Here is a 22,632-nt window from a genome sequence, read left to right on the forward strand (position 1 = left end):
TAGGTTGCGAATCCCTTCGCGACACGACGCCGCTTGGCCGAGCGTCTTCGTCGGCAAGGGGTTGCCGACCTACAACTTCTAAAGCTCATGCGCGGCGCGGAACCGTCGCAAACCGAAAATCTCAAGGCGCCCGATGGACGCGACAGGTAGGACGGTCGCGCGGGAATACCTCTCGGGGTGAAATTATAGAATTCAGTCTAACGTCCTTGCCGCAGCCCGTATCTAGAGCAGCGAAATACGGGGTGTCACGGCTTCGCTCGTCCCGGATTTCGCTTCACTTCATCCGGGCTACGGGCCTCGCAACTTGCTCAGCGCAGAATCACCCAGTAATCCGTCAGGCGGGTGATGCGCAGCGGCGTGGTTTCGGCGATGGCGTCGATCACCCTGTCGGTGTCGGCGAGACGGAAGAGCCCGCTCAGGCGCCGGTCGGCGAACGATTCGTCGAGCAGAGTCACCCGTCCTTTCCTGTATCGGTTGATTGTGGCGACCACCTCGGCCAGAGGGGTTTGATCGAAGATCAGATAGCCTTCGCGCCAGGCGGCGGCATGATCGACTCCGCTTTTCCGCAGGACGACCCGGCCGTCCGCTTCGAGGCTGGCGGCTTGACCGGCTTTCAGCGAGACGCGCTGGCGGAACGTGCTGGCCTCGACCACGCCCTCCAGCATCGCGATTTCGGTCTTTTCTTCCGACTGCCTGACGGTAAAGGCCGTACCCACCGCCTTGGCTTCGCCGTGGCGGCTGGCAGCGACGAACGGACGCGCCGGGTCCTTGGCCACTTCAAAAAACGCTTCGCCGCGAAGCAGTTCGATCCGCCGCGTCGAATGCTCGAAGCGAACCGCGACGGCGCTGTCGGAATTCAAACTGGCGCGGGAACCGTCGGGCAGCAGAACATCATGAATTTCGCCCTTGGCGGTTCGATAATCGGCCCGCAGCGCGAGCATGGGGTCGAGAAAAACCAGGCCAGCGATCAGAATGAAAAGGCATGCGATGGCCCAGCCGAGGCGCACGGAGTGGCGCGGAAAGCCGGTGCCGCGCGAACGGCTTAGGGCAGGATCGGTCTAAGATCGCAATCGTCGCGGTCTCACTATCGCTTCCGCGAGGTTTGCGCGAGCAGTTTCCAAGGGCAGGGGAGACGATCCGGGCAGCGGCCGGCCGCGCAGCGGTTCCAGCCCCTCCCAAAGCGCGAGCGCGTTGCGCCAAGCTGCCTCGTGCTCCGGGCTCTGCGAGCGCCAACGCTCGAGTCGCTGTGTCTCGGCCGTTGTCGGCGTGCGCGTCTTCAGAACGATCAGCCCGTCGAGCGCCTCGCTTACCAAACGGTCGGGATCGTGGGAGGGTGGGGATTCGGGCATAAAACGGCCGTTGTCTTAGGAGACTCGTGAAGATAGACGAGCCGCCGCGAAAAAACCACACGCCACGAGCTAATCTTCGTGTACGCGGCGATTCAAATGCAGCAGCGTGCGTCTCAGATGCTCCTCCACCGTGCGCAGGGAAACGCCGAGCCGCTCCGCGATTTCCCGCTGTTTCAAGCCTTCGAACCGGCTCAGATAAAAAATGCGTTGGCTCAGTGGCGGAAGCTCCTCCAGCGCCGCCGTCGCCCGGTCGAGCTGCTCCGAGGCGAGCGTCGCGGCCTCGCCGGTCCGTTCCTCCGTCGGAAGAACGCTGGGATCGTCCTCGTCCAAATCGGCCAAAAAGCTTGGCCGGTTTTTGCCGCAGCGGTGATGGTCCGTAATCAGATTCAGCGCGGTCCTGAACAAATAAGCGCGGGGATTGGCGATGCGGCTCAAGTCGCCGCTCCGCCAGAGCCGCACGAAGGATTCCTGGCAAAGGTCGTCCGCAGTTTGAGCGCAACCCAGTCGGCCGAGCAGGAAGCTCAGGAGTTCCTGGCGGCAGTCCCGGAAAAGCTGAACTAGCAGTTGATGATCGGAAGACAGCATGGGTATCGAGAAAAAGGGACTCCTCGATACAGCAAACCTCATGCCGAATCATGTAAACGATTGATCGGAAAAGGCTGGATCGGTAGGCTCGGCTGTTTCGCTGCAAGCGACTGCGGCAAATCACACAGTGCTCTTCCAGCGGTCAGATTTCATTTGTTCGCGGCTGATCGCGAAGCCGTCGGTCCGCTACGCCGGTCGTGCGCCGCGCCGCCTTCCGTTTTTGCAGCCAACGGATCACCCCCGTCACGTACAGCACCGGACAGGCGAGGCCGGTGACAAATACCAGAATGCGGCCTGTCATGCCGAAGGCGTGGCCGGAATGGAGCGGCCATTGCCAGTGGGTGAAGACTTCTCCTGCCGTTCCCGTAGCGGGATCGTCCACGTCCAGGATTTTTCCGGTATAGCGGTCCATCACGACGCAGCGGCGGCTGAGAAGACTGCCGGGCTCCGCCACGTCGTGCTTGCACACGGTGTAGGTGCTGGTCGGCTCCGGCGCGCCGTAGATCCAGTCCGGGCGGCCGCTGGGATAGCGGGTATCGGCGATGGCGACGGCCTGTGCCATGCCGATGGGCTCACCATCCGCAATCGGGGTGGAGCGAAACCAATAGCGGTAGGTGACCGGCGAGAACAGTTCCAGAACCGGCACCACATGCCGCGGCAGGTTCATGTAGATGCCGGAGAACAGCACGGGAATCATGATGAGCGTGGTGTAGAAGCCGAAAGCCTTGTGCAGATCGAAATTGAGGCGTTCGGCGCTGGCTCGGCGCTTGATCGTGAGCGCCTGCAGCCATTTGCCGGTCAGCGGCCACCAGACGATGAGGCCGGTTAGCACCGAAATGATGAGCAAGGCTCCGAGAATGCCCACGAGCACATAGCCGATCCTTTCGCCGAGAAAAAAGGCGTAATGCAGCTCGAACACGAATCCGATGAACGTCCTCGGAAAAGTGCTGTCCGAGCGCTTCATCAGGCGCCGACCGATCACCTCGGCGGTGTAAGGATCGACCGCGACTTCCCAATTTTCCGATTCACCCTCCGGCAGGGCCGGCACCTGGAATCGCAGGCGGAACACCGCCGTGTCATTGCGCGGGTAGTTGGCGAAGGTCAATTTGGCGTCGGCCGGCATGGCCCGGATGCCGGCCGCGAAGATGTCCTCCAGTGGACGGTAATTTGCCTTTCCTCCAGGGCGAGCTTCGATCGTCAGCAGTTTCGGATTCAGCAGTTCGTCGATTTCCTGATGGAACACCAGGATGCTGCCGGTAATCCCGAATATCACCAGCGTCGCGCCAGCGACGAGTCCCAGCCAGAGATGCACTTCCAGCCACAGTTTCCTTCGGGTTTTCAGATTGGCGAGACGCCTTAAATTCTGGAGGGACATGGTCGATTTCCGATTTGAAGTCGCAAATTGTAGGGACGTAGATGTATCGCCGGGTTATGTCTTTCGTGAGGCCTCATGGATCTAATTCCAAATCGCTTTCAATAAGGCATTCATTTTTGTAGGGTGGGTTAGGCCGCGAGGCCGTAACCCACCGAACGGCCTCGAATCGGTGGGTTACGCGGAGCCTGTCCTGAGCTTGTCGAAGGGCCTGTCCCAAGCGGAGACTAGGGGCTAACTCACCCTACGATGAATGTTCACTCGAATGCCGACTAAATAAGACGAATGACAGAAAGAAAACCCCACCGGCATCCGGCCGGTTTGGCCGTCGAGTTCGCGCATTTCGAACGCCGGGAACGGTTGTCACCTTGTTCCGCCTTGTATCGGTGTTTGCGCCGGTTCCCAAGCTTTGGGCTTGGGAACCGGGTCTTGCAAGCTCTGGCTTGTCATGTTTCGGGAAGCGGGAGCTTCCAAGGCAGCGTTCCCAATCCGGAGATCGGGAACGAGCGTAATTGCAGGCTTCGACCGAAACGACTCGGCACGTTCGGCCCGGCTGAGTACGGCTCGTAGGATGTGGTGAGCGAAGCGAACCGCCCTTCGACTACGCTCAGGACAGGCATCGTTCGCTACGTACTCGCCGAACCAATTCAATACCGGTACTCGAATCCCCCGAACACCATGCGGGTGGCGCCGGGATTGAATTGCGCCACGTCCTGTCCTCCGGCGTCACCGGTAACGAAGACCGAGGCGGCATAGCGCTCGTTGGTGAGATTGCGTCCGTCGACGAACACCTTCCAATGTTTGCCGTCGTCCCAGCCGACGCGGGCGCCCAGGAGAGCATAGGCATCGGCCGCAAGGGTGTTGGTGAAATCCACCCAGTTGGAGCTGACCGCCGTTACGTTCGGCCCGATGTAGAAACCGCCGGGATGTTGGTAGAGCGCCTCGAAGCGGGCATTGTGCTCCGGTATGCCAGGCAGCCGGTTGTCTTTCAGCACCGGATCGTCGTCGAAGTGGAAATTGCTCCAGGTGTAACTGCCGCGCAGGCGAATGCGGTCGCCGACGTATACGCCCGGCGCATAAGCAAGCGCGTCGTTCACCGTTAGCGCCGCGCCCTCCCTGATTCGCTCCCCCTCGATCAGCGTCGTCCCGCCGGGCACTCGCCCCAGTTTTTCCCGCGATTCTTCGATGGAGGGTGTGGTAAGGCTTTGAGGTTCCGCTTCACCGGTAACCGAAACAGTGGCCAGTTGGACCGATTCGTCGCCGGTCCCTCGGGTCTGATGGCCGGCAGCGGGCGCGATGTTCGGTTTGGCAGCGCGCTTGGCGAGGCGTTCGATGGTGACGGTTCCGGGACCGATGAAGCGATAGCCGAAGCCGGTACCGTCCAGCAGCTTGTCCAGGCCCTGCTCCGGCGTTAGCGTGCTCGATAGTCCTCGGGACTTGAGGCCGCGGACGAGATCGGCATCGAAAACCAGTTTCAGGTCGGACTGGTCGGCGAATTCCGTCAGTGCATCGCCGAGCGGCTGTGCGGCGATGGCGTAGTGTCGCGCATGGCTCTTTTCTTTTTCAGAGGCCTCGGCCGGAATTACGATTGCCGCGATGACGACCGCTAGTGCGGTGAATGATCTTTTCCCCGGAGGAAAGTAGTTTGGGGGTTTTGAAACTGGGTCAAAAATGTCGGCGTCTTTGCATGTGTTCCGGTTCTTTTTGTTTTTCATGACGTTCTCGAAGGAATTCAGAAAAGGGATGTTTCTTTTCTGAACACGTGCGAACGCCAAAACCATGAACCGGGAAAGCAAAAAAATTTTCGTCGAATCGATGCGAACGAGATGGGGGTTCAGCGATGCAGCAGCACGAGCCAGGGACTCAGCCGGGTAGATCGGATGGCGAGCGCTTTCTCGACGGCCGCGAGGATGGCATCGGAATCGTCCAGGGAAAACACGCCGGTAACGCGCAGATCCTCCAGGCGATGGTCGGCAATCAGGATCTTTCCCGGCCGGTAACGGTCGAGTTCCGCGACCACTTTCACCAGGGGCTGGTCCTTGAATATCAGCTTATGTCGCTGCCAAGCCGTCGCTTGGCTCAAATCGGTCTTCTCCGGCGAACTCAAGCCGTGTGTCGGGCTGTAGTTGACGCGCTGCCCGGACGCCACCCGCACCGCAGCCTGCGCGGAATCGGACCGTCCGTCCGCAAGCCTGACGCTGACGGCGTGTTCCTGGACCGTCACAGCGATGTCGCCGGCCGTGCTCTCCGAAACCTCGAAGACGGTGCCCAAGGCGCGGATCACCGCCGGGCCGGTTTCCACCTCGAACGGCCGGGCAGCGTTGGGCGCCACCGTGAAGGCCGCTTGGCCGTGGCGGATACGAATGCGCCGTCGCGATGGGTTCCAATCCAGCGCAATGGCGGTATCGGTGTCGAGCAGCACGGTGCTGCCGTCGTCCAGGCGTACCAGCTTCTGCTCTCCCGTGCCGGTGGCGTAATCACTGAGCCAAAAGTCGCCGAGATAGAGTCCCTGTAGTCCGAAGGCGAGCAATAGCGCGGCCGCCGCGGCCCAGCGGGCAGGCCGGAGCCGGCGCCGACCCGCGGGCGAGATCGGTGAAGGGCGCTTTTCCGGCAGTCCGACCGCGGCGGGCTGCTCTGCACGGAGATCTCCTGCCTCGTCACTCAAAACGTCCGCGACCGAAGCCCATAGACGCTCCGCTTCTTGAAATGCGTCCGCGTACTCGGGCCCCTCCGCCAGCCACTCGGCGAAGCGCTGGCGATCGCCGTCCCCCGCCGCACCCGAACGTAGCAGCACCAGCCAATCGATGGCTTGGTCCGAGAGTAGTTTGCGGCGATCGCTTGGGTTCATGAACGGTACGGTCGGGTATGTCGGAGAGACTTATGTATATAAGACGGACGGAAGAAAAAAAACCGTATCGCTATGGGCATGAAACGGCGGCATCGATCAGGTGGTCTCGTCGTCGAGCCGGTCCCGACAGTGTTTTAGGGCTTGAGCAATGCGCTTCGCCACCATTCGCTCCGATACGCCCAGCCGTTCGGCGATCTGGACATAGGTCAGGCCGTCCGCGCTGTTCAACAGCAGAGCCGTGCGGGAGTCCACCGGCAATTCCGACAAGGCCGCTTTCAGACGATCCATGGTTTGCCCCAGACTAACTGCCTGTTCGGGGGCCAAATCCGGGCCGGGGACGGTTTCTGAGGCAAGCGCTTCGTCGTCGTGAGCGGATTCGTAGCGGGATTTGGCGGTCTGCTTTCGCAAATAGTCGACCACCAGGTTCGCGGCGATGCGAAAAGCCAGGGCGCGCGGATTGTCGGCAGGACTTCGTCGCTCGCTCTGATGCAGGCGCAGATAGGTTTCCTGGACCAAATCGGCAGCGGTTTCCGGACATCGGAGGCGGCGCATGAGAAAGGCGAAAATTTCGTCCCGACTGTCCGAGAAAACGCTTTCGGTGCCGAGCGATGAAGGATTCATAAATTGGCGATGGGATTCGGTGCCGGTTTGGTGGGAAACGGATTGCGTCCGGAGCTTGTGTACGAGACAGTTGCCTGGGTTTCCGCGAGCTATGTTGGGGAATGTATTGATTTTCGTGAACAAGCTTTCGACCTGCATCGACGCCATGATTGTGCGATGTGGTCGCGGTCAGCCTTTCCATCAAGCGCCCGAGGTGCTCGGAGAGGCCGACCGCTGGTCAGCATCAATAACATAACAAACGGCGTGCCAAATCTTTTTGCCTTTATATTTCAAAAGTTTATTAAATCACGCGGTTTTCGAATGGGGGGAGCTTTAATGCATTTGCCGCACTGCGGCGAGTGAAATGCCGCACGGTCCATGCGACAAAATGTCACCTTGAATCAATGGGTTAGGTTTAATAGGATAATCCCATCTCGTAGCAGCTATTGGTTCTCCTCCGAGGCCAACCGTACGAGTGCGTGAGATCTCCTCATTCGATCGGGATGCCGTTCAGTCGGCATCCCGTTTTTTTTTGCATTACGCCCATGTCAATTCGCCCGGATCATAGCGGAGAAATGTCGGGTTCATGCCTCAGCACAACCCGCCTCGCCAAATTCGATTTCTCTCTATAAAGGTCGCGCTCGAGGCGTTTTCGCGATACGCCTTTCGCCCGACGCGCCGCAAGCGGGCTTCCGGAAACACGGACTCAGCCGCGCTGACGGCGGACGCAATCGGAATCGGCGTCGCTCCGGGCGTTATTTTCGAAGTCAGGCCGTGCGGGTCGGCCTAGCCATCCAGTTCGACCGGGGAGAACAGATTGGCCATCGGGCGGACGTAATCGAAAAACACCAGATAGACGCCGCTGAACGCCACGACCGCGAGTACCGGAGCGCTGTAGATGCCGAAAACCTTGTGCGGGTCGAATATGAGGCGCTCCCGGCTCGCGCGGCGCTTGACGGTCAAGGCCCGGACGAGCTGATTCCGGCTCGGCCACCAGAGGTAGATTCCGGTCAAGACCGAGACCAGCAGCGCGACCCCACCGGTGGTGCGGGAACTCGTGCCAGGGGATCGATGTGCGATCTCTTCGCTCGGATGGTCTGCCGGGTCAAAAGCTTCATCTAGACCCCCCAATGTTATTGTTTATCCTCGTGGAGGTAGACGGACCGCGCGCAAAAAGCCGCCAAGCGGGTTGAGATCTTTTAACGAGCGGCATGTGCTCCGTCGAGTTTTTTCCGTCAAACGCCACAGATGACTTAGGCTTTTGCCGCTCCGACCTAGAAGGGAAGGCCATTCACGGTGCCGCGATTGCCGATATGCCGCATCCTTCCTTAAGTTCCGTTCACTCGAAATATGGCCGCGCAGCAAGCGTTGCGTGACCTTGCCCTCTGTTTCGTAATCTGGTTGAGGCAAAGTGGATGTTTGTAGGTCAAGTTGGCTCGATTCTTTCTTTGTTAAGTCCGCACGTTTCCTTTGAGACGTTTTCCATTCATTCCACTTCCAAGGAGGATTTCGATATGTTGATGGGTGCGCTTGCCGTTTTTACTTTAGTTGCCGCTATGGGCTTGATGATGATCCGGGACGCCTGGCGCGGCCAATCCGTGGGGCCGGCTTACTCGCTGGTTCATGCCGCCGCCGCGCTGCTGGGCTCCGGTTTGGTGATCGCTGTCGCGCTGGATGGCGACCAGCGGGTTTATGCCAATATCGGCATGGCCGTAGTCATCATTCTTTTGGGAGCTGCGATGGGATTCGCCGCCAAAAGAGGGAGATCGGCGCCTAGAATCGTGCTGATGGCCCATGCAGCCCTGGCGGTTGCTTGTTATGGGCTGTTGGGTTTTTTCGCTCTGAATCCGGACGCGACGTTGATGTAGTTGTTTCTCGAACTGCGCCGAGGTCTATATATCTTCGTATCCTCTGATTTTGAGAGCAAAACCCTGACCCCCGCCCACTGGAAAGTGTTGCAAAGGTCCAATTTATAGGCTGGGCTGAGGAACGAAACCCAGCATTTTCGCGGATTGCTGGGATTTCTTCGTCATCCCGGCCTATTTTTGCTTTTGCGACACCCGGTGGGAAAGGGGACTTATGCTCGGTGATTCCTGAATGGTCAATACTGGAATAAGCATTAGCGTTTTCGCCAATGGGTTCCCAAGCGGGGAGCTCGGGAACCCCCAAGTTCAGGCGGGTAGGGATACGATTCAGACGTTCTCAAAAGCGGATCGTCACGCCGCCGATCACCGTTCGGCTCGGGCCCGGGCGCAAACCGTTCGAGTAGTCTGAGACATACAGCTTGTCCGTCAGGTTGCGACCTTGAACCCAGAGCGTTACCGGAGTGTTCGGGATGGCATAGGTCGCGCGCGCCGAAAGGAGGGTGCGGCTGGGGACGGCGCCCACGACGATGGGCTCGCGGAGGTCGATCACATCGCCCGCCTCCGGAGGGGCGCCGTCTTCATCCGTCAGGATGGGATCGCGGGTGTTGGCCGGGTCGGTGAAGAAGCTGTCCATATGGGTCAGGGTCGCGCTGATCTGCCAGCCGCTCGTGTGTTCCAGGCCCAAGGTCAAACTGCCCGTGTGCAGCGGAACCTCGGGCACTTGATTACCCTTGCTGACGCCCTCGGTGAATCTCGCGTCCGTATAGTTGTAGGCCAGCATGCCAAAGAAATTATAGGGCGACTGGGTGTAAGCGGCCGAGTCGACCCGCACCGCGACATCGACGCCGACGGCCTCGGAATCTTCCGCATTGATGAATATGTCCCGCCCGGTGTTCGGATCGATGAAGGGGAGTTGCACGAGCGTGTTGTTCAAAACGTTGTAGAAGCCCGCCAGTTCGAAATTGATGCCCTTCACGAAGCTGGAGCGCAACCCGACCTGCGAGTTGATGCCGGTTTCGGGAACCAGCGGGAAGTCGCTGCCGCGAGCCGGCGCGGGCGTACAGCCCCGCTGCACGCTGGCAAAGAGCTGTGTGTCCGTGAAGCCGCTGTAAAGAAAGCTGATGCCCGGCAGCAGAATCGATGTGTTGTCTTCCTCTTTCGGCTCGGGGCCATCCTCTGCGTCGAAAACGCGCGTCTTGTTTTGGATGTAGTGCTCCATGCGGAGGCCCGGAGTTATCGTCCAGTCGCCGAAGCGCATGGCGTCCTGCAAATACGCGGAGTAAGCCGAGGCCTGATAGCGTTCGTCGCGGGTCAATGTGCCGCGATCATCCACGTCGAGTACCTCGCCGACTTCACCTTCCGTGCGCCGATCCTGGTAGGCCGTTCGCCCTGAGCTTGTCGAAGGGTTTCTTGAACCTACTGGGATAGGCTCTTATTCACGCCCGAAGTTCTTCGGGAGCAATGCCAAGGCAAAAAGCACGATGAGCAAGAGAAACAGGATTCCGGCGATGGCCATGCTTTCAAGCCACGCTTGGCCGTATGCCAGGCCCTGGGCCAGCCGTGCGCCTAAGGTTTTCCATGGCGGGCGAGCCGGTTTCCGGACCGCCTTATTCCATAAACTTTTCATACCCGTCCAGGCACTCAGCGCCAGCCGTTCCGCCGGTACGAGCAAATCGCCCGCTGGTATCGGCGGGGCGGACCGGGCGAACCGGCGGCCGAACAGATAAGCCAGCAAGATACCGCCGCCCACCGGCCATAATTCGCTCCAGAGAATCCCGGGTTCCAGCACATGCTCGAAAAAGGCCCGCGCCGCGTCGGCGAACATGATCCAGGTGAGTGCAAATACGCCAAGCAGCGCCAGCCCCCAGGTAAGACCCAATCCCCGGCTCCCGCTGCCGTGGCTTTCCGTCAGCGCCTCGTGTCGGACCAGGTAGAGGAAGCGTACGAGCAGCAGCGTGGTGCCCACCGCCGCGAAAGACAATGTCCAGGCCAGCCAGTCCTGCGATGGTTCGGGCACCGAGCCTATGGCTCTCTTGAGCGACTCTTTGGCGAGCGCACCGCTGGTAAAGGGAGCTCCCGCCAGCGCCAGCGCGGGCAGCAGCAGCCCGGCCGTGATCCAGCGAAGTTTCCGCTCGTCGCGAGCGGTTTCCCGCGCGACTCCGACGCCGAGGAACAACGCTCCCTTGGCCAGAGCATGATGGACCGCATAGACCGTAATCGCCGCCAGAGACGACGGCCAGCCGGCCGGTGCCGCCAAGCCCAGTCCGACCGGCACGGTGATGAGTCCCATTTGGCTGATGCTGGAATAGGCCAGCACGGTTTTGGAGTCCTTTTGGACCAATCCCACCCCAGCACCGTAGAACGCCGCGGCGAGCCCTGCGGCCGTCAGTCCATAGCCCCAATCGGGAAGAGCCGCCTGCCCCAGCGGCAGAAAGCGCAGCCAGCCCAAGAGACCGGCCTTGATGATGACTCCGCTCAGCACCGCGCTGGCGGGAGTGGGGGCGACCGGATGCGCCAAAGGTAGCCAGACATGAAGCACCAGGACACCAACCTTGACCCCGAATCCGCCGAGGAACAACGCCACGATCAGATTTCGCTGCGGCGATACGGCGACCGCCTTCGGAATCTGGTCGAGAAACAGACTTTCCGCCGCGCTCGCGCTCAGCAAAAAAGCGACGAGCAGCATGGCCTCCCCAAGGATGGCCAGGATCAGATAGATGCGCCCCGCCCGGTGCGGCTCTTCACCGCCCTCATGCACGATCAAGCCATAGGCGGAAAAAGTCATCAGAGAAAAGAATAAATAAAAACTCGCCACGTCCTGGGCCAAAATGACGCCGAGATTGCCCGTCATGGTGCTCAGAAAGAACCCGCCGAAGCGGCGGCGCTTCGAATCGGAGGCCAGATAAACCTGAGCGTAAAGGCCTGCGATCAGCCACAGCAGAGCGGTGAAGATTAGAAACATCCGGCCGGTGGCATCCAGTCCCAAACGCGTGCCTAGCAATAACCAGGACAGATCGATGCGGAAATCCGGCGCCGCGGCCAGAACCAGGCCCGGCAATGCGGCCCAGGGCGCGATAGGCCATGTCGGGGAACGCCCTAAGGCCATGAATAGCGCGATCGCCAGAAGGGAAGGAGCGAGCAGGGCGGCGGCGACCAGCCAACTCGTGCTCACGAAACGTACTCCCGGGCCGTGACCAACTTGGCCCAGCCCAGCGGGCTGAACCACGAGCCCGCGAACAGTCCGGCGGCAAAGGAGAGAAGAGCGGTGATCAATGTGGGCACCAGCAGCGTCGGACGGGTTTCGAGCTGATCGCGTTCGCGTTTCGGCCATTCTCCGCTCGCGGGCAGAAACCAGATGCGACGTAGGACCGGCAGGAAATAAGCGGCGTTGAGCGCGGTGCTGACGGCAAGCACAGCGAGCGCCCAGTAGTCCTTCGCGGCTATCGCCCCCAAGCCCAGATACCATTTGGTGACGAAGCCGGCGACCGGCGGGACGCCGATCATGCCCAAGGCCGCCACGGTAAACGCAACCATGGACCAGGGCATGCGCCGGCCGACGCCGTTCATTTCGCTGATCTTGTGAATGCCCAGGGTTTCGGCCAGATCGCCTGCGCAGAAGAACAGAGTGATCTTCATCAGTCCCTGGTGTACCAGGTGCACGACGCCGCCGATGGTCGCCAGCGGACCGAGAATGCCGATTCCCAGTACGATGTACGACACCTGACTGACGGTGGAATAGGCCAGCCGCCGCTTGAGGTCGTCCTGAGTCAACGCCCGCACCGAGCCATACACGATGGTGATGCCCGCGACCCATGACAAGGGACCCAGCACGCCCAGGCGAGCGGCGAACTCCACCCCGTACACGTCGTAGGCGATGCGCACGATGCCGAAGGCCCCGGCCTTGACCACCGCCACTGCATGCAACAAGGCGCTTACCGGGGCGGGCGCCACCATGGCGACCGGCAGCCAGCCGTGGAGCGGCACCAGCGCAGTCTTGACCCCGAGCCCCGCGACCAGAATCGCGAAGATCGCGAGCAGGTCAGGGTAATCAACCACCGAAACCCCCGCCAGCACACCGCGCTCGGTGAACTCGACAGACCCTACCACCTCGTACAGCCAGACGACGCCCACCAGCAGCAGTGCGCCGCCGGTCATCGTGTATTGCAAATAGACCTTCCCGGCGCGCAACGCGTCCGCTGTACCGCGGTGCACCACCAAGGGATAAGTGGACAACGTCAGCAGCTCGTAAAAAATGATGAAGGTTATGAGATCGCCGGCCAGTGCGATGCCCATCGTGGAGGTCACGCACAGGCTGAAAAAACCGAAAAACCGGCTGCGATGGGGCGATCCTTCCAGATAGCCGATCGCGTAGATCGTAGTGAGCAGCCATAGGACCGAGGAAAGCCCCACGAACAGCATGCCCATCGCGTCGGCGCGCAATACGAAATCTTGATCCGGCAGCAGAGGCAACCGGGTTTCGTAACGATGTCTCTGGAACACGCCCCATACCATGATGCCCACCAGCACGAGCTTGGCTACCGCGCCGATCAGATTGAGCCAGGAGCGGGTGCGATGCTGTTCCTCGCCGACGAAGAAAATGAGCAGGCCGGTTATGAGCGAACTCAATACCACCAGGAGGGGCAACCAATCGTCGAAAGTCATGGGGCCACCGTCGACGGTGCGGAGGCTTCGAGCAGAAGGGGCGCGCCCGTCTGCAAGAGGCGAAGCGGATAAGCCGCCGCCAGCCCCAGGGCCAGGGCGATGCCGGCCAAAGACAGCGCGGCTAAGGGCATGACCAAGGGCACCGGATGGAACGCAGCGTACTCCCTTGGTGGCAGAAAACAGCGGCGCAGCACTCGAAAGATATAGGCGGCGGACGCGAGCCCGCCCAAGACCAGAACGGCGGCCCACCACCATTGCCCGGAGGACAGCGCGGCATTGAGCAGAAGCCACTTGGCGATGAATCCTCCGCTCGGCGGCAGACCCATGAGACTGACACCAGCCATGGCGAAGGCGAACAGGCTGATGGGTAGGTGCCGGCCGACGCCTTCCAGCCGATCGATCCGGTCTTCGTCGGTCACTTTCAGCATGGCGCCGGCCGCCAAGAACACGGCGGCCTTGGCCACGGCATGGGACACGGCCAAGTACACGCCGCCGCTCAAGGCGGCCGGGGCACTCGTAGAAGACGCAGCGGCAAGCGGAAACGTCAGAAACAAATAGCCGACTTGAGTCACGGTCGACCAGGCGATCAGCATTTTCAGCTTTTCCTGGTGAAACGCGAGCCAAGCCCCGGCAAACACGGCTATGGCGCCCAGAGAGCCGATTCCTTGTGTAAAGACTTCGGTCAGCGCGGACGGAAAGACCTCGAACCAAAGGCGCAGCAGCATGTAAAAAGAAGCCTTGATGACCAGTCCCGACAGCAGAGCGCTGACCGGAGCCAAAGCACTCCCGTGCGCAGGCGGCAACCAGAAATGGAGTGGAAAAAGGGCAGTCTTCAACATCAGTCCCACGGTAATCAGGCTCGCCGCCAATGTGTTTGCGGGTTCCGGGCGGAACAATCCCGCCATCCGCTCCAGTGACAAGGTGCCGTAGGCGCCGTACAGCAGGGCTACGCCCATGAGATACGCCAGAGAGCCCGCCAGCGCCGCGAGAAGATAGCGGAGCCCGGCAGCGAGCGAGTCTCGGTCGCCCGCGAGCACGACCAGACCGACGGCGCTTAGACTCAACAGTTCGAGGGTTACGTACAAATTGAAGAGATCGGCCGAGAGAAAAACGGCGTTGAGCGCCCCCCACAAAAGCCACCAAAGCGGCCAGAACCGGATGCCGCGGTTTTCGTCGCCGGCAAAATAACCCAGAGCATAGAGGCTGATGAAACTTCCTACGGTCGCCGTCATGCCCAACATCGCGAGGCTCAGCCCGTCTGCTCGCAGATCGATCCCGAGAGGTGCTCCCCAGCCTCCGATCGGATAGTGCTGGAGACCCGCATTTTCGAATTCGAGAATGAGCCGTATCAGCGAGAACCAAATGCCGGTCATCGTTGCCGCCAGCAGGCTTCTGTGGCCGCGCGGTCCGAACAGGAAGGAAAGAGCTCCGGCCATCAGAGGAAGCAAAATCAGCAAGGGTATCCATGGCGCGGCGAACGAGATGCCGCTCATGGCTCGGGCCGAGGATCGTTCGGCAGGCGAGTTTCTCCGGTCAAGTCGTAAAGACGCCGGACCAGCGCCAGCCCAAAAGCGGTAGCGCTGACCGCGACGACGATTCCGGTGAGTACCAGGGCTTCCGAAACCCGGTCCGGCGGCGTTCCGGCGACTCGCTGCGGCAACCCCACGAGGACCAGGAACACGCCGCTGCCCATGATGTTGAATGCGATCAGTCTCCGTGCCAGATGAGCATGGATGATGAAGCCGTAAAGGCCGATGGCGAACAGAACCACGCCAGCCATGGCATAGATCAGCCCGCCGCCGATCATGACTGTCCCGCTCTTTCGCCCTCCGCCGAGTGTGCCGGTCGGGACGGTGACATGCATCGAATGCGGGGAGGTGCCGCGCCGATGAAAGCGGTTGCGAGAATCGCCGCGATCGACACGGTCAGCGCCGATTCCACCACCAGGATAGCCATCGCAGCTTCCGCCGTTCGGTATTCCAGCAGCCTCGAACCCTCGAACAGCGGCAGAGCGGCAACCGCAAGAAATACCCCGAGGCCCACAACGAGGCTTACACGCAACCATGCATTCGGCGACTCGAAGCTTGGAATCGTGCCGGTCAGGCGCAGCAGAACGCCGCCCCCCGCGAGCACAGCCCCCGCTTGGAATGCTCCACCCGGCCGGTGCGCGCCCGCCCATAACAGATATCCCGCAGCGAGAACGATGAGCGGAACTATCAAGCGACTCAGAGCCGCGAGCACGGGGCTCGAATCGGGCGCGGCGTCGGGTATGGAGGCGGGGCCTGGAGGCCGGAATGCCAGGATTCCCAGCACGGCCAACAACAGCACGGCAATCTCCAGAAGAGTGTCGTAGCTGCGATAATTCAGCAGCACGGCCGTTACCGGGTGTCGGACGCCGCTTTCCTCCAGATGCGCTTCGACGAGTTCCGCCAAGCCGAAGTCCGGGCGGGAAAGCGCGACTATCGCGGCGCTAAGGCCGATGCCCAAGATCCAAGCGAGCGCGGCGGCGATCTGTCGGATCGGTCCGTACACCGCGCTCATGATGGGTTCCTTCCCGCACGCCGGCGTCCGCGTTTACCGGTGATGTGCGCCACGGCGTCGAGCATCAGGGCTCCGGTTAGCCCGGTGCCGATGGCGGTTTCGGCCAGGGCGATGTCCGCAGCGTGCAGCCTTACCCAGGCCAGCGTCATCAGAAGGCCGAAGGCGATGAACAGCACCACCGCATTGAACAAATCGGGGGTTGCCACGGTCCGCCAGGCAATCCAAATCAGGATTGCAGCCAACGAAAAATCCAGTATTTCGCCGAGCATCACTGTGGTTCCTGCCAAGTGGAAACTCTGGCCCGGTGTTCGGACCGCAGGGTATGGCGGGCGAGCAGATGGCAGGCCGTGGCGCTGGCCGGCAGCGCGAGCAGCCAGATCAGCAAGAGTTTCAGTATCACCGCCCAGGATTCGGTCTGCAGCATCAGACCGAAAATGACCAGGCCTAACCCTAAATTATCGGCTTTGGTGAGGGCATGAATTCGGGTGTACGTATCGGGAAAGCGCAAGAGACCGACGGTTCCGGCAAAAAAGAATGAAACGCCAAGAAACAGCGAGAAGGCAGAAAGCCATTGAAGCGCAATATCGCTCACGACTCGTCATCCCCGTCGCTGCGATCGGAAAACCGCCTTACGAACGCCACTGTCGCAAGCACCGCGAGCAGCACGAAAGTCAAGGCGACATCGCGGAGCGCCGGCAAGTTTTGCGCCTCCGCCAACAACAGCAAGACCGCTACGCCGGTCGTGCCGAACAACTGTGCCGCCAGCATGCGATCGGCCGAGGTAGGACCGCGCACGATCCGGAGCAATCCGGCGGCGATGTTGAGGAGCAGAAAGAAAGCGAGCGCCAGATTCAGTTCAGGCATGGGGCGTATCCCCGGCTTGATTCAAGGAGAGGCCGAACAGAGCCGCAACCCGTTCTTCCACCGTTCGCAGGGATTCGAGAATGGGCAGCCCCTTGTCTAGGACATGAACCTGCAGCCGCTGCTCGTCCAGTTCGGCGACCAGGGTGCCCGGCAGCAAATTGACGGTGTTGATGAGAAGTACGCAGGCCGCCTCGTCTGTCAGCCGCAGGGAAAAATCCACGAATGCCGGCGCCAGAGGCATTTTCGGATGCAAGGCGCGCCGCGCGACATCGATGCCGCCGAGCAGCGAGTGCCAGAGAAAGAAACCGAGAAAACGGGGCAGACCGTACAGGGGCCTGTATCCGGACGGATTGATGAGGAAGCTTGAAACAAGCGCGATGAGAATGACCGGCACGCCGAAGGCCCAGGCCGACGACCCTTCCGTCAAGGCCCACCAGCATAACGCCAGGAACAAAATGCGCTTGAGTCCTGATTTGACGAAAAAATCGAACATGACCTCGACTTTCCATGTCAACCGTGGCCCCATCATATCAGATCGACCGGAGCGCTCCATCCTCTTTTGAGAACATGCAGAAGCCCACCTATGGGGCTGGCGTAGGGTGCATTACGCTGAGGCTAGAGCATTTTCATACCGACTGTACGGGCACTCGCGAGTAGGTCGGGAATCCTTCCCAATCGCAAACGGCGTCTTCGGGAGCGCCGAAGCCCCCCTTCCCGACGCCACGTCCCGCCGAGCGTCTTCGTCGGCAAAGGATTGCCGACCTACGAAAGCTTGAGTCGATCTACCCGAGCCGAAGGCGCCAACGACTCCAGCAGGCCTGTTTTGCCGTACGAGCGAGATGAAAACGCTCTAATACGCCGAAAGGGATGTCCCCATGCGGCGAAATGCGCGAGTACGCTATTCCGCCTTATGCAGGCTGATGTTCGGGAATAGCAAGCAGCAATTCCGACGCGCCAAACTGCTGAGCAAGAACATCTTAAAACGGTTTAACTTGTGAGGATGGAACAGCGTCGACCGCAATGCTTCTTGAGAAATGTCAGGCACGTAACGCAGTAATGAACTCATCGGGTGATACGCCGGCTTGTTTGAGAATGCCAGTCAATGTGCCCGCCTTCAGCTCCCGGTGGTTTGGTACAACACACCCGGATGATCCACGGCGAAGAACAACGTGACTGCCACGCTGCCGTACAACGATAAACCCAAGCCATTCCAATGCCCGTACTGCCTCTGCGCCCGAGACGACGGGCAATTTAGGCATGTTCGGCTACGTGAAAAGTTGTCAGTAGTGGACGCCCCATGATGGACAACGGGAATTCTTCGAGGTAAAGCTCGGTCGCCTCACGTAAATTAGCCAAGGCTTCCTCGACAGTCTCGCCTTGCGTAGTTGTCCCTGTTTCAGGATTGAAGGCGACATAGCCACCTTCGGGTGCCGGAGTTAAGACAGCGGAAAGTTCCATGACGATTCCTTCTCTTAAAAGGTGAGGTAAATTTTATAACCGCTCAACGATTTGCTTAACGTGTGGAGGAAAGCGCGCACTGTTTTTCGGAGATAGATCGATTCTATTCTTATGCCACTAACCCAATGTGTATTCATTGAATCTTTGCGCTCTTCTCAAGATTGCGATACGCGCACAGTTCATAGGATGCGCTGAGGCACGACAAATCGGCAGGGCGAGGCGCAACGCGGCGAGCGGGCAGGCCAGGGACGGGCTGCCCTGGACTCGCGAGCGAAGCGGGACAGCGTAGCGTGGCGAGGACGATTTACTCGTCTCATCCCTGAAACTCGCCCTTCGGACCGTGCTTCGCACGTTCCAATTCGCTCCGAGCGAATTGGTGCACGACAAAGCCACCCGCAGGGTGCCGAACGGGGAAGTCCGGCATGAACCGCATCTTTCGAGTCATTCACCTGCATCAAGTTCGAATTCCCCTGAATGCCCCCACGCAGCTGGATAAAAACCTCGTTCCACAAGGTGGTGAAAGCTCGAATACGGCCAATCGGTAACCCACTTTGCCCAGCCATGTTTGACAGGGTTCCAGTGGATGCAATCCATGTGGCTGTTAAAGTCACCTGATCGGTGATCAAATGCGCCCAAAACCGGCGTTGCCATAAACCGCGTTCCCGCCGTTTGCCACGACTTTCCGACACGCGCTCGCTTTTCTCGACGGCACGGAAAAAATGCCCTTTGAGCAAATTCCAGCGAGTCGAAAAATCACCGTCTTCCGGAGGCAATGTCCAGATGCAATGGAGATGATCCGGCATGACGACCGCACGGCATTGACCTGGAAAGGCCTTCGTTCTTTGACATAACGAAATGCGGCTCGAAGGAGATCGATCTTTTCAACCAACAAGTGGTTGTTGCGACGTTCCGCGAGATTGACCGTGAAGAACCATGTAGCGCCGGGAATGTAAATACGGCGGTAGTCCGTCATGTGGATTTGAAGTGGTACTCGAACGATGCGCTTCGTGCCTCAGCGCATCCTATAGCTCTGGAACGACTTGTTATGCTCGTTGCTCATTGAATCTTTGCGCTCTTGCTAAGGTTGTGGCGCGCGCACAGTAATTGCACATTCTCGGCTTTTAGAGATGTACCACCTTTTGAAAAAGGAAGGATATGGTCAAAGTGAAGCTCGTCGGTTGCACCGCATGTTACGCACTTCCCACCATCGCGTGCCCATACTTCTAGCTTGATGCTTGTGGGGATTATGCGGCTGCGCTCAACAAGGCGACTCGATACTTCTTCTGCAGCAGATTCATCAGATACGCTTTCGACGGCAACAAGTTTGAATTTGAAAACATTTCTGACGCCATCATTTTCGACCCACGAATCAACCAGGTGAAAGAACCCATTGTCGGTCCAAATGCCCGCTTTAATTTTTTCATAGACCTGAACAATATCTGGGCCTTTATGCCCAGCCTTGAACTGCTGTGCGGCCTGATGGAATTTACCGTTCTCGGTTAATGTTCCACCAGGGCGTCGTTCAGGTTGATCAAGAGTCTTGGGATCAGAAATTCCCTTGCGCTTTGGCTCGTCGTGGCCCTCATAAATGAGAACGGCTCCATCCTCTTGTACTTCATCGCGATAAGGGGAGTTAGGGCGTACCGACATGAGGATGACAGAATGGCGCCCCTTCAATCTGAAATTCATGCCACGCTGTAGGCTTGTGCCTTCTTTCTGGCATATTTCGATGTAGGAGATGACATTACCTCTCACTCTTCAACTCCCGATAGAACATAGCTTAAAGTCGAGCTCAAAAATGAAATCGAGTTCGGAATTCGCTCATATGCAACGCCTTTGTTTATGTCAACTTTGACGTCTAAAACAATGGCGCTAGTACATAGGATGCGCTGAGGCACGAAGCGCATCGTTCGCGATCGATGCGCTTCCCTTCGTTCAGTGCATCCAATTGTCTTTGGCGCCATTCACTAAATGCATTCTTCCCTCACGCATTATCCGGCACGAAAAAGAACGGGCTGCCTTCGTGGCCGGCGTGCTGGAGCGGGGCGTATTGGGGCATTTGTTCGAATCCGGCTTTCGAGGCCGAGGCTTTGACTTGGCCGGCCACGGCTCGGAAGACGTCGTAGTCTTCCAGGATTCCCTTGTTGCCGCGCAATACGCCGAGGAAGGCGTTGGCGAATACCGAATGGCCGCCGCCGCCCAGGTCGAGCACGGGTTTTACGCCGCCGGAGGTCAGTACCGTCCGCGCCTTGCGGGTGGCCATGATCTTCAGCCACTTGGCGCGCTTGCTTTCGTCCATGGCGTCCGGGAGTTTGGCGATGGCCGAACCGGTCATGGCGCCGGAATAGCAGGAGTCGGCGACGACCAGAACGTGGCGGGCGGGCATGATGCTGAGGAATTCGGTGATGCTTTGGCTGGAAATCCAGTTGGCCGGATTGCCGACTTCGGCGTCGGTGGGCAGCCAGTAGGCGAGGTTCGTGTTGGGGTCGATTTCGCCGTGTCCCGCGTAGTAGATCAACAGGTTGTCTTCCGATGTCAGCTTTTTGTGGATTTCGTTCAGCGCCGTCATGATTTGATGACGGTTGGCGTTGAGGAGGAGCTTGGTGTTGAAGCCGTAGCGTTCGCGCAGGATGACGTCCAGGCTCTTCGCGTCGTTGGCCGGCGTTTGCAGGGCAGGGTAGGCGCTGTAGCTGTTGTTGCCGATGATGAGCGCGTAGAACTTGCCGAAATGGATATCGGTCGGCCGCCCCGCGCGTTTGCTTTCAACCGGCGCCGTGGCCGTCGTCTCTGAAGGCTGCGCGGATTGCCCGATGAGGGTGACGTCCAGGCTGGTGACCTTGTTTTTCTTGTCGGTCGCGGTGATCTTGACCGAACCCGTGGATTCGCCGGGATTGATCGGGTACCGGAAGATACCGGAGGTATCGGGTGTCAGAGGCTTGTCGTTGACGATCAATGAAAGCAGTTCCGCCGAAGACTCGATTTTCCCGACGATCTCCCTGGCTTCCGGCCCCACCTGAATCACCCGCGCGCCGCGGGTCATGGTGACGGGCGGGTCGATGATCTCCACCTGCGGGCCCGCCTGGGCGAGCATTTCCGGAGCGGGCTGTTCCTGAACCTTGAACGCCAGCTGTTCCACCTTTTCCTTGAGCAGAGCGATCTCTCTGGCCTGGTTCTGAAGCTCGGATTTTCGGCGGTCGATCTGCGCACGCGAGACGTCCCCGTTCGGCTTGTCCTTCTGAGTCAGCCATGCGGTCAGTTCGGACGACCTCTTTTGATAGTCCTCCATTTTTGCTTGGAGCGCGGTTTCGGCTTCGTCCAGTTGTTTGCGCGCGGAATTGACGGTTTGGCCGTTCGTTCCGGTTCCTGCCGGGGAACCGGCCTTCGCCGGGGCCGTTTGGGTCCGGACCGCCGCCAGTTCCTGCTTGAGCTTTTGGCGCTCCCGGCCGAATGCGGCCGCCATCTGGCTGACTTTGGCTTGCTGCGTTTTGAGCAGGGCGGTTTTCTGCCGGAGTTCTTCCTCGAGTTCGCGTATCTTCGGATCGTCGCCGGTCGATGAGGCCGCCTTTTGCTTCGCGAGCTTCTCCCGAAGGTTGTCGATCTCATCCTGCGATTTGCGCAGAGCATCTTGCTGTTCCTGTAGCTGCTGCCGGGTCGAGTTGAGTTCGCTGCGGAGTTCCTCGGCTTCGAGACGGCTGCGCTCGGCGGCCTGGCGCAGGGTTTCGATTTCCTGCCGCTGTGCATCGGAAGCCGCGACCGCCGGCGTGAAATTCAAATCGCTGCCTTCGAGCCCGGATGCTTTTTGATACCAGCGGCTCGCGGCAGCGCTGTCTTTAGTGACGCCCAAGCCTTTTTCGTAGAGATGTCCGAGGTTGATCTGCGCCTGGGCATTGCCTTTTTCGGCCGCCTTCCGATACCACTCGGCCGCTTTCCGATAGTCGGGCTCCTGCCCGAGGCCTTTTTCGTAGATCTGCCCGACGTAGAGCTGGGCCGTGGCGTCGCCTTCCTGGGCTTTGGGCAGCCAGACCTTCAGGGCGGATGAATAATTCGCGCGGTCGTAAGCGACATATTCGCCGCCGCGCACCTCGCAGTCGGCGGCCGTGGTTCGGATCGGACGGCGGGCACTGAGATAGGTCATTTGCGACCCGAGTTTTCGCACCTGGCCGGGAAGGAGGCAGTCGACCACGAACAGTTTGTCCGCATCCTCGATATAACCTTCGACGGCGCGCGCCGCTTCCTCCTGACTGACCGGCTGAGAGGCGCAGCCGATCAGAAGGGTGGTGGATAAGGCAAGGGCTAAGGATGTCTTACGCAGCGGCTTCATGGTTGCAGTTTCTCCGGAGATCGGGGCGGGATGGCTTAGAGCGTTTTCCATCCCGGTGTACGGATTCGTGCAAGGAGGGGAGAACGTAGGTCGGCAATCCCTTGCCGACAAAGCCCTTCGCCGAGCCGATACGTCGGCAAGGGATTGCCGACCTACATATCCGAATC

General features: G+C 59.8%; 24 protein-coding genes. 1 reads left to right on the top strand and 23 read right to left on the bottom strand.

Annotated elements, in window-relative coordinates:
• Positions 1–308: 308 nt before the first annotated feature.
• From JOD69_RS18985 to JOD69_RS19020, 8 genes are all read right to left on the bottom strand, one after another.
• Positions 309–1,007, bottom strand: coding sequence for a FecR domain-containing protein (locus tag JOD69_RS18985; protein WP_086133902.1), 699 nt, complete (start codon positions 1,005–1,007; stop codon positions 309–311).
• A gap of 51 nt (positions 1,008–1,058) precedes the next feature.
• Positions 1,059–1,349, bottom strand: a complete 291-nt coding sequence (locus JOD69_RS18990; RefSeq protein ID WP_086133903.1) for a DUF4880 domain-containing protein — start codon at positions 1,347–1,349, stop codon at positions 1,059–1,061.
• Positions 1,350–1,418: 69 nt separating this feature from the next.
• On the bottom strand, positions 1,419–1,934 hold the full coding sequence (locus JOD69_RS18995) for an RNA polymerase sigma factor (RefSeq protein WP_086133904.1): 516 nt from the start codon (positions 1,932–1,934) through the stop codon (positions 1,419–1,421).
• A 142-nt stretch (positions 1,935–2,076) separates the two neighbouring features.
• Positions 2,077–3,309, bottom strand: coding sequence for a PepSY-associated TM helix domain-containing protein (locus JOD69_RS19000; protein ID WP_077732130.1), 1,233 nt, complete (start codon positions 3,307–3,309; stop codon positions 2,077–2,079).
• A 644-nt stretch (positions 3,310–3,953) separates the two neighbouring features.
• Positions 3,954–5,021, bottom strand: a complete 1,068-nt coding sequence (locus JOD69_RS19005; RefSeq protein ID WP_240502628.1) for a TonB-dependent receptor — start codon at positions 5,019–5,021, stop codon at positions 3,954–3,956.
• Between the two features lie 119 nt (positions 5,022–5,140).
• On the bottom strand, positions 5,141–6,154 hold the full coding sequence (locus JOD69_RS19010; protein WP_077732131.1) for a FecR family protein: 1,014 nt from the start codon (positions 6,152–6,154) through the stop codon (positions 5,141–5,143).
• 96 nt (positions 6,155–6,250) lie between these two features.
• A complete protein-coding gene (locus JOD69_RS19015; protein WP_077732142.1) occupies positions 6,251–6,775 on the bottom strand; it encodes an RNA polymerase sigma factor in 525 nt (174 codons plus the stop codon).
• Positions 6,776–7,540: 765 nt separating this feature from the next.
• Entirely contained in the window at positions 7,541–7,885 is a 345-nt protein-coding gene (locus JOD69_RS19020) for a PepSY-associated TM helix domain-containing protein (RefSeq protein ID WP_156881859.1), read from the bottom strand.
• Positions 7,886–8,268: 383 nt separating this feature from the next.
• On the opposite strand from JOD69_RS19020, the gene JOD69_RS19025 reads away from it, so the two are divergent.
• Positions 8,269–8,622: a hypothetical protein gene (locus JOD69_RS19025; protein ID WP_133716138.1), complete on the top strand. Its 354-nt coding sequence runs from the start codon at positions 8,269–8,271 to the stop codon at positions 8,620–8,622.
• Between the two features lie 334 nt (positions 8,623–8,956).
• Here the strand turns inward: JOD69_RS19025 and JOD69_RS19030 are convergent, their stop codons facing one another.
• The 15 genes from JOD69_RS19030 to JOD69_RS19105 all read right to left on the bottom strand — a co-directional run.
• The gene (locus tag JOD69_RS19030; RefSeq protein WP_168183787.1) at positions 8,957–9,952 is read right to left on the bottom strand and encodes a TonB-dependent receptor; all 996 of its coding nucleotides are present in this window, start codon (positions 9,950–9,952) and stop codon (positions 8,957–8,959) included.
• A 99-nt stretch (positions 9,953–10,051) separates the two neighbouring features.
• A complete protein-coding gene (locus JOD69_RS19035; protein ID WP_086133906.1) occupies positions 10,052–11,791 on the bottom strand; it encodes a complex I subunit 5 family protein in 1,740 nt (579 codons plus the stop codon).
• The gene (locus tag JOD69_RS19040; RefSeq protein WP_086133907.1) at positions 11,788–13,281 is read right to left on the bottom strand and encodes a proton-conducting transporter membrane subunit; all 1,494 of its coding nucleotides are present in this window, start codon (positions 13,279–13,281) and stop codon (positions 11,788–11,790) included. The genes JOD69_RS19035 and JOD69_RS19040 overlap by 4 nt, the downstream gene beginning before the upstream one ends.
• On the bottom strand, positions 13,278–14,774 hold the full coding sequence (locus JOD69_RS19045; RefSeq protein WP_086133908.1) for a proton-conducting transporter membrane subunit: 1,497 nt from the start codon (positions 14,772–14,774) through the stop codon (positions 13,278–13,280). The genes JOD69_RS19040 and JOD69_RS19045 overlap by 4 nt, the downstream gene beginning before the upstream one ends.
• Positions 14,771–15,088, bottom strand: a complete 318-nt coding sequence (locus tag JOD69_RS19050; protein WP_086133909.1) for an NADH-quinone oxidoreductase subunit K — start codon at positions 15,086–15,088, stop codon at positions 14,771–14,773. Before JOD69_RS19050 ends, JOD69_RS19045 begins: the two co-directional genes overlap by 4 nt.
• Complete coding sequence (locus JOD69_RS19055) at positions 15,085–15,822, bottom strand: MnhB domain-containing protein (RefSeq protein WP_086133910.1); 738 nt, start codon at positions 15,820–15,822, stop codon at positions 15,085–15,087. Before JOD69_RS19055 ends, JOD69_RS19050 begins: the two co-directional genes overlap by 4 nt.
• Entirely contained in the window at positions 15,819–16,091 is a 273-nt protein-coding gene (locus JOD69_RS19060; protein ID WP_086133911.1) for a hydrogenase subunit MbhD domain-containing protein, read from the bottom strand. Before JOD69_RS19060 ends, JOD69_RS19055 begins: the two co-directional genes overlap by 4 nt.
• Positions 16,091–16,414 carry a monovalent cation/H(+) antiporter subunit G gene (gene mnhG, locus JOD69_RS19065; RefSeq protein WP_205781025.1) on the bottom strand — a complete coding sequence of 108 codons (324 nt, stop codon included), beginning with the start codon at positions 16,412–16,414 and terminating at the stop codon, positions 16,091–16,093. The genes JOD69_RS19060 and mnhG overlap by 1 nt, the downstream gene beginning before the upstream one ends.
• Positions 16,411–16,686, bottom strand: coding sequence for a monovalent cation/H+ antiporter complex subunit F (locus JOD69_RS19070; protein ID WP_086133912.1), 276 nt, complete (start codon positions 16,684–16,686; stop codon positions 16,411–16,413). Before JOD69_RS19070 ends, mnhG begins: the two co-directional genes overlap by 4 nt.
• Complete coding sequence (locus tag JOD69_RS19075) at positions 16,679–17,179, bottom strand: Na+/H+ antiporter subunit E (RefSeq protein WP_168175451.1); 501 nt, start codon at positions 17,177–17,179, stop codon at positions 16,679–16,681. The genes JOD69_RS19070 and JOD69_RS19075 overlap by 8 nt, the downstream gene beginning before the upstream one ends.
• 544 nt (positions 17,180–17,723) lie before the next feature.
• Positions 17,724–17,945, bottom strand: coding sequence for a type II toxin-antitoxin system HicA family toxin (locus tag JOD69_RS19080; protein WP_086133913.1), 222 nt, complete (start codon positions 17,943–17,945; stop codon positions 17,724–17,726).
• Positions 17,938–18,144 carry a HicB family protein gene (locus tag JOD69_RS19085; RefSeq protein ID WP_077730995.1) on the bottom strand — a complete coding sequence of 69 codons (207 nt, stop codon included), beginning with the start codon at positions 18,142–18,144 and terminating at the stop codon, positions 17,938–17,940. Before JOD69_RS19085 ends, JOD69_RS19080 begins: the two co-directional genes overlap by 8 nt.
• Positions 18,145–19,200: 1,056 nt before the next feature.
• On the bottom strand, positions 19,201–19,899 hold the full coding sequence (locus tag JOD69_RS19095) for an HNH endonuclease signature motif containing protein (protein ID WP_086133914.1): 699 nt from the start codon (positions 19,897–19,899) through the stop codon (positions 19,201–19,203).
• 229 nt (positions 19,900–20,128) lie between these two features.
• Entirely contained in the window at positions 20,129–22,465 is a 2,337-nt protein-coding gene (locus JOD69_RS19100; RefSeq protein ID WP_086133915.1) for a caspase family protein, read from the bottom strand.
• The coding region (locus tag JOD69_RS19105; protein ID WP_210024160.1) for a hypothetical protein at positions 22,449–22,632 on the bottom strand (184 nt) is incomplete at its 5' end. The genes JOD69_RS19105 and JOD69_RS19100, both read right to left, overlap by 17 nt.

Origin of the sequence: Methylocaldum sp. RMAD-M, assembly GCF_017832375.1 — a bacterium.
Taxonomy (GTDB): Bacteria; Pseudomonadota; Gammaproteobacteria; order Methylococcales; family Methylococcaceae; genus Methylocaldum.

What these genes read in the sequence shown, in the direction of transcription:
- JOD69_RS19010 (WP_077732131.1), bottom strand. Translation starts at nt 6,154, where the DNA reads ATGAACCCAAGCGATCGCCGCAAACTACTCTCGGACCAAGCCATCGAT.
- JOD69_RS19100 (WP_086133915.1), bottom strand. Translation starts at nt 22,465, where the DNA reads ATGAAGCCGCTGCGTAAGACATCCTTAGCCCTTGCCTTATCCACCACC.
- JOD69_RS19045 (WP_086133908.1), bottom strand. Translation starts at nt 14,774, where the DNA reads ATGAGCGGCATCTCGTTCGCCGCGCCATGGATACCCTTGCTGATTTTG.
- JOD69_RS19040 (WP_086133907.1), bottom strand. Translation starts at nt 13,281, where the DNA reads ATGACTTTCGACGATTGGTTGCCCCTCCTGGTGGTATTGAGTTCGCTC.
- JOD69_RS19015 (WP_077732142.1), bottom strand. Translation starts at nt 6,775, where the DNA reads ATGAATCCTTCATCGCTCGGCACCGAAAGCGTTTTCTCGGACAGTCGG.
- JOD69_RS18990 (WP_086133903.1), bottom strand. Translation starts at nt 1,349, where the DNA reads ATGCCCGAATCCCCACCCTCCCACGATCCCGACCGTTTGGTAAGCGAG.
- JOD69_RS19080 (WP_086133913.1), bottom strand. Translation starts at nt 17,945, where the DNA reads ATGCCTAAATTGCCCGTCGTCTCGGGCGCAGAGGCAGTACGGGCATTG.
- JOD69_RS19060 (WP_086133911.1), bottom strand. Translation starts at nt 16,091, where the DNA reads ATGCTCGGCGAAATACTGGATTTTTCGTTGGCTGCAATCCTGATTTGG.
- JOD69_RS19085 (WP_077730995.1), bottom strand. Translation starts at nt 18,144, where the DNA reads ATGGAACTTTCCGCTGTCTTAACTCCGGCACCCGAAGGTGGCTATGTC.
- JOD69_RS19055 (WP_086133910.1), bottom strand. Translation starts at nt 15,822, where the DNA reads ATGAGCGCGGTGTACGGACCGATCCGACAGATCGCCGCCGCGCTCGCT.
- JOD69_RS19075 (WP_168175451.1), bottom strand. Translation starts at nt 17,179, where the DNA reads ATGTTCGATTTTTTCGTCAAATCAGGACTCAAGCGCATTTTGTTCCTG.
- JOD69_RS19070 (WP_086133912.1), bottom strand. Translation starts at nt 16,686, where the DNA reads ATGCCTGAACTGAATCTGGCGCTCGCTTTCTTTCTGCTCCTCAACATC.
- JOD69_RS19050 (WP_086133909.1), bottom strand. Translation starts at nt 15,088, where the DNA reads ATGATCGGCGGCGGGCTGATCTATGCCATGGCTGGCGTGGTTCTGTTC.
- JOD69_RS18995 (WP_086133904.1), bottom strand. Translation starts at nt 1,934, where the DNA reads ATGCTGTCTTCCGATCATCAACTGCTAGTTCAGCTTTTCCGGGACTGC.
- JOD69_RS19005 (WP_240502628.1), bottom strand. Translation starts at nt 5,021, where the DNA reads ATGAAAAACAAAAAGAACCGGAACACATGCAAAGACGCCGACATTTTT.
- JOD69_RS19025 (WP_133716138.1), top strand. Translation starts at nt 8,269, where the DNA reads ATGTTGATGGGTGCGCTTGCCGTTTTTACTTTAGTTGCCGCTATGGGC.
- JOD69_RS19000 (WP_077732130.1), bottom strand. Translation starts at nt 3,309, where the DNA reads ATGTCCCTCCAGAATTTAAGGCGTCTCGCCAATCTGAAAACCCGAAGG.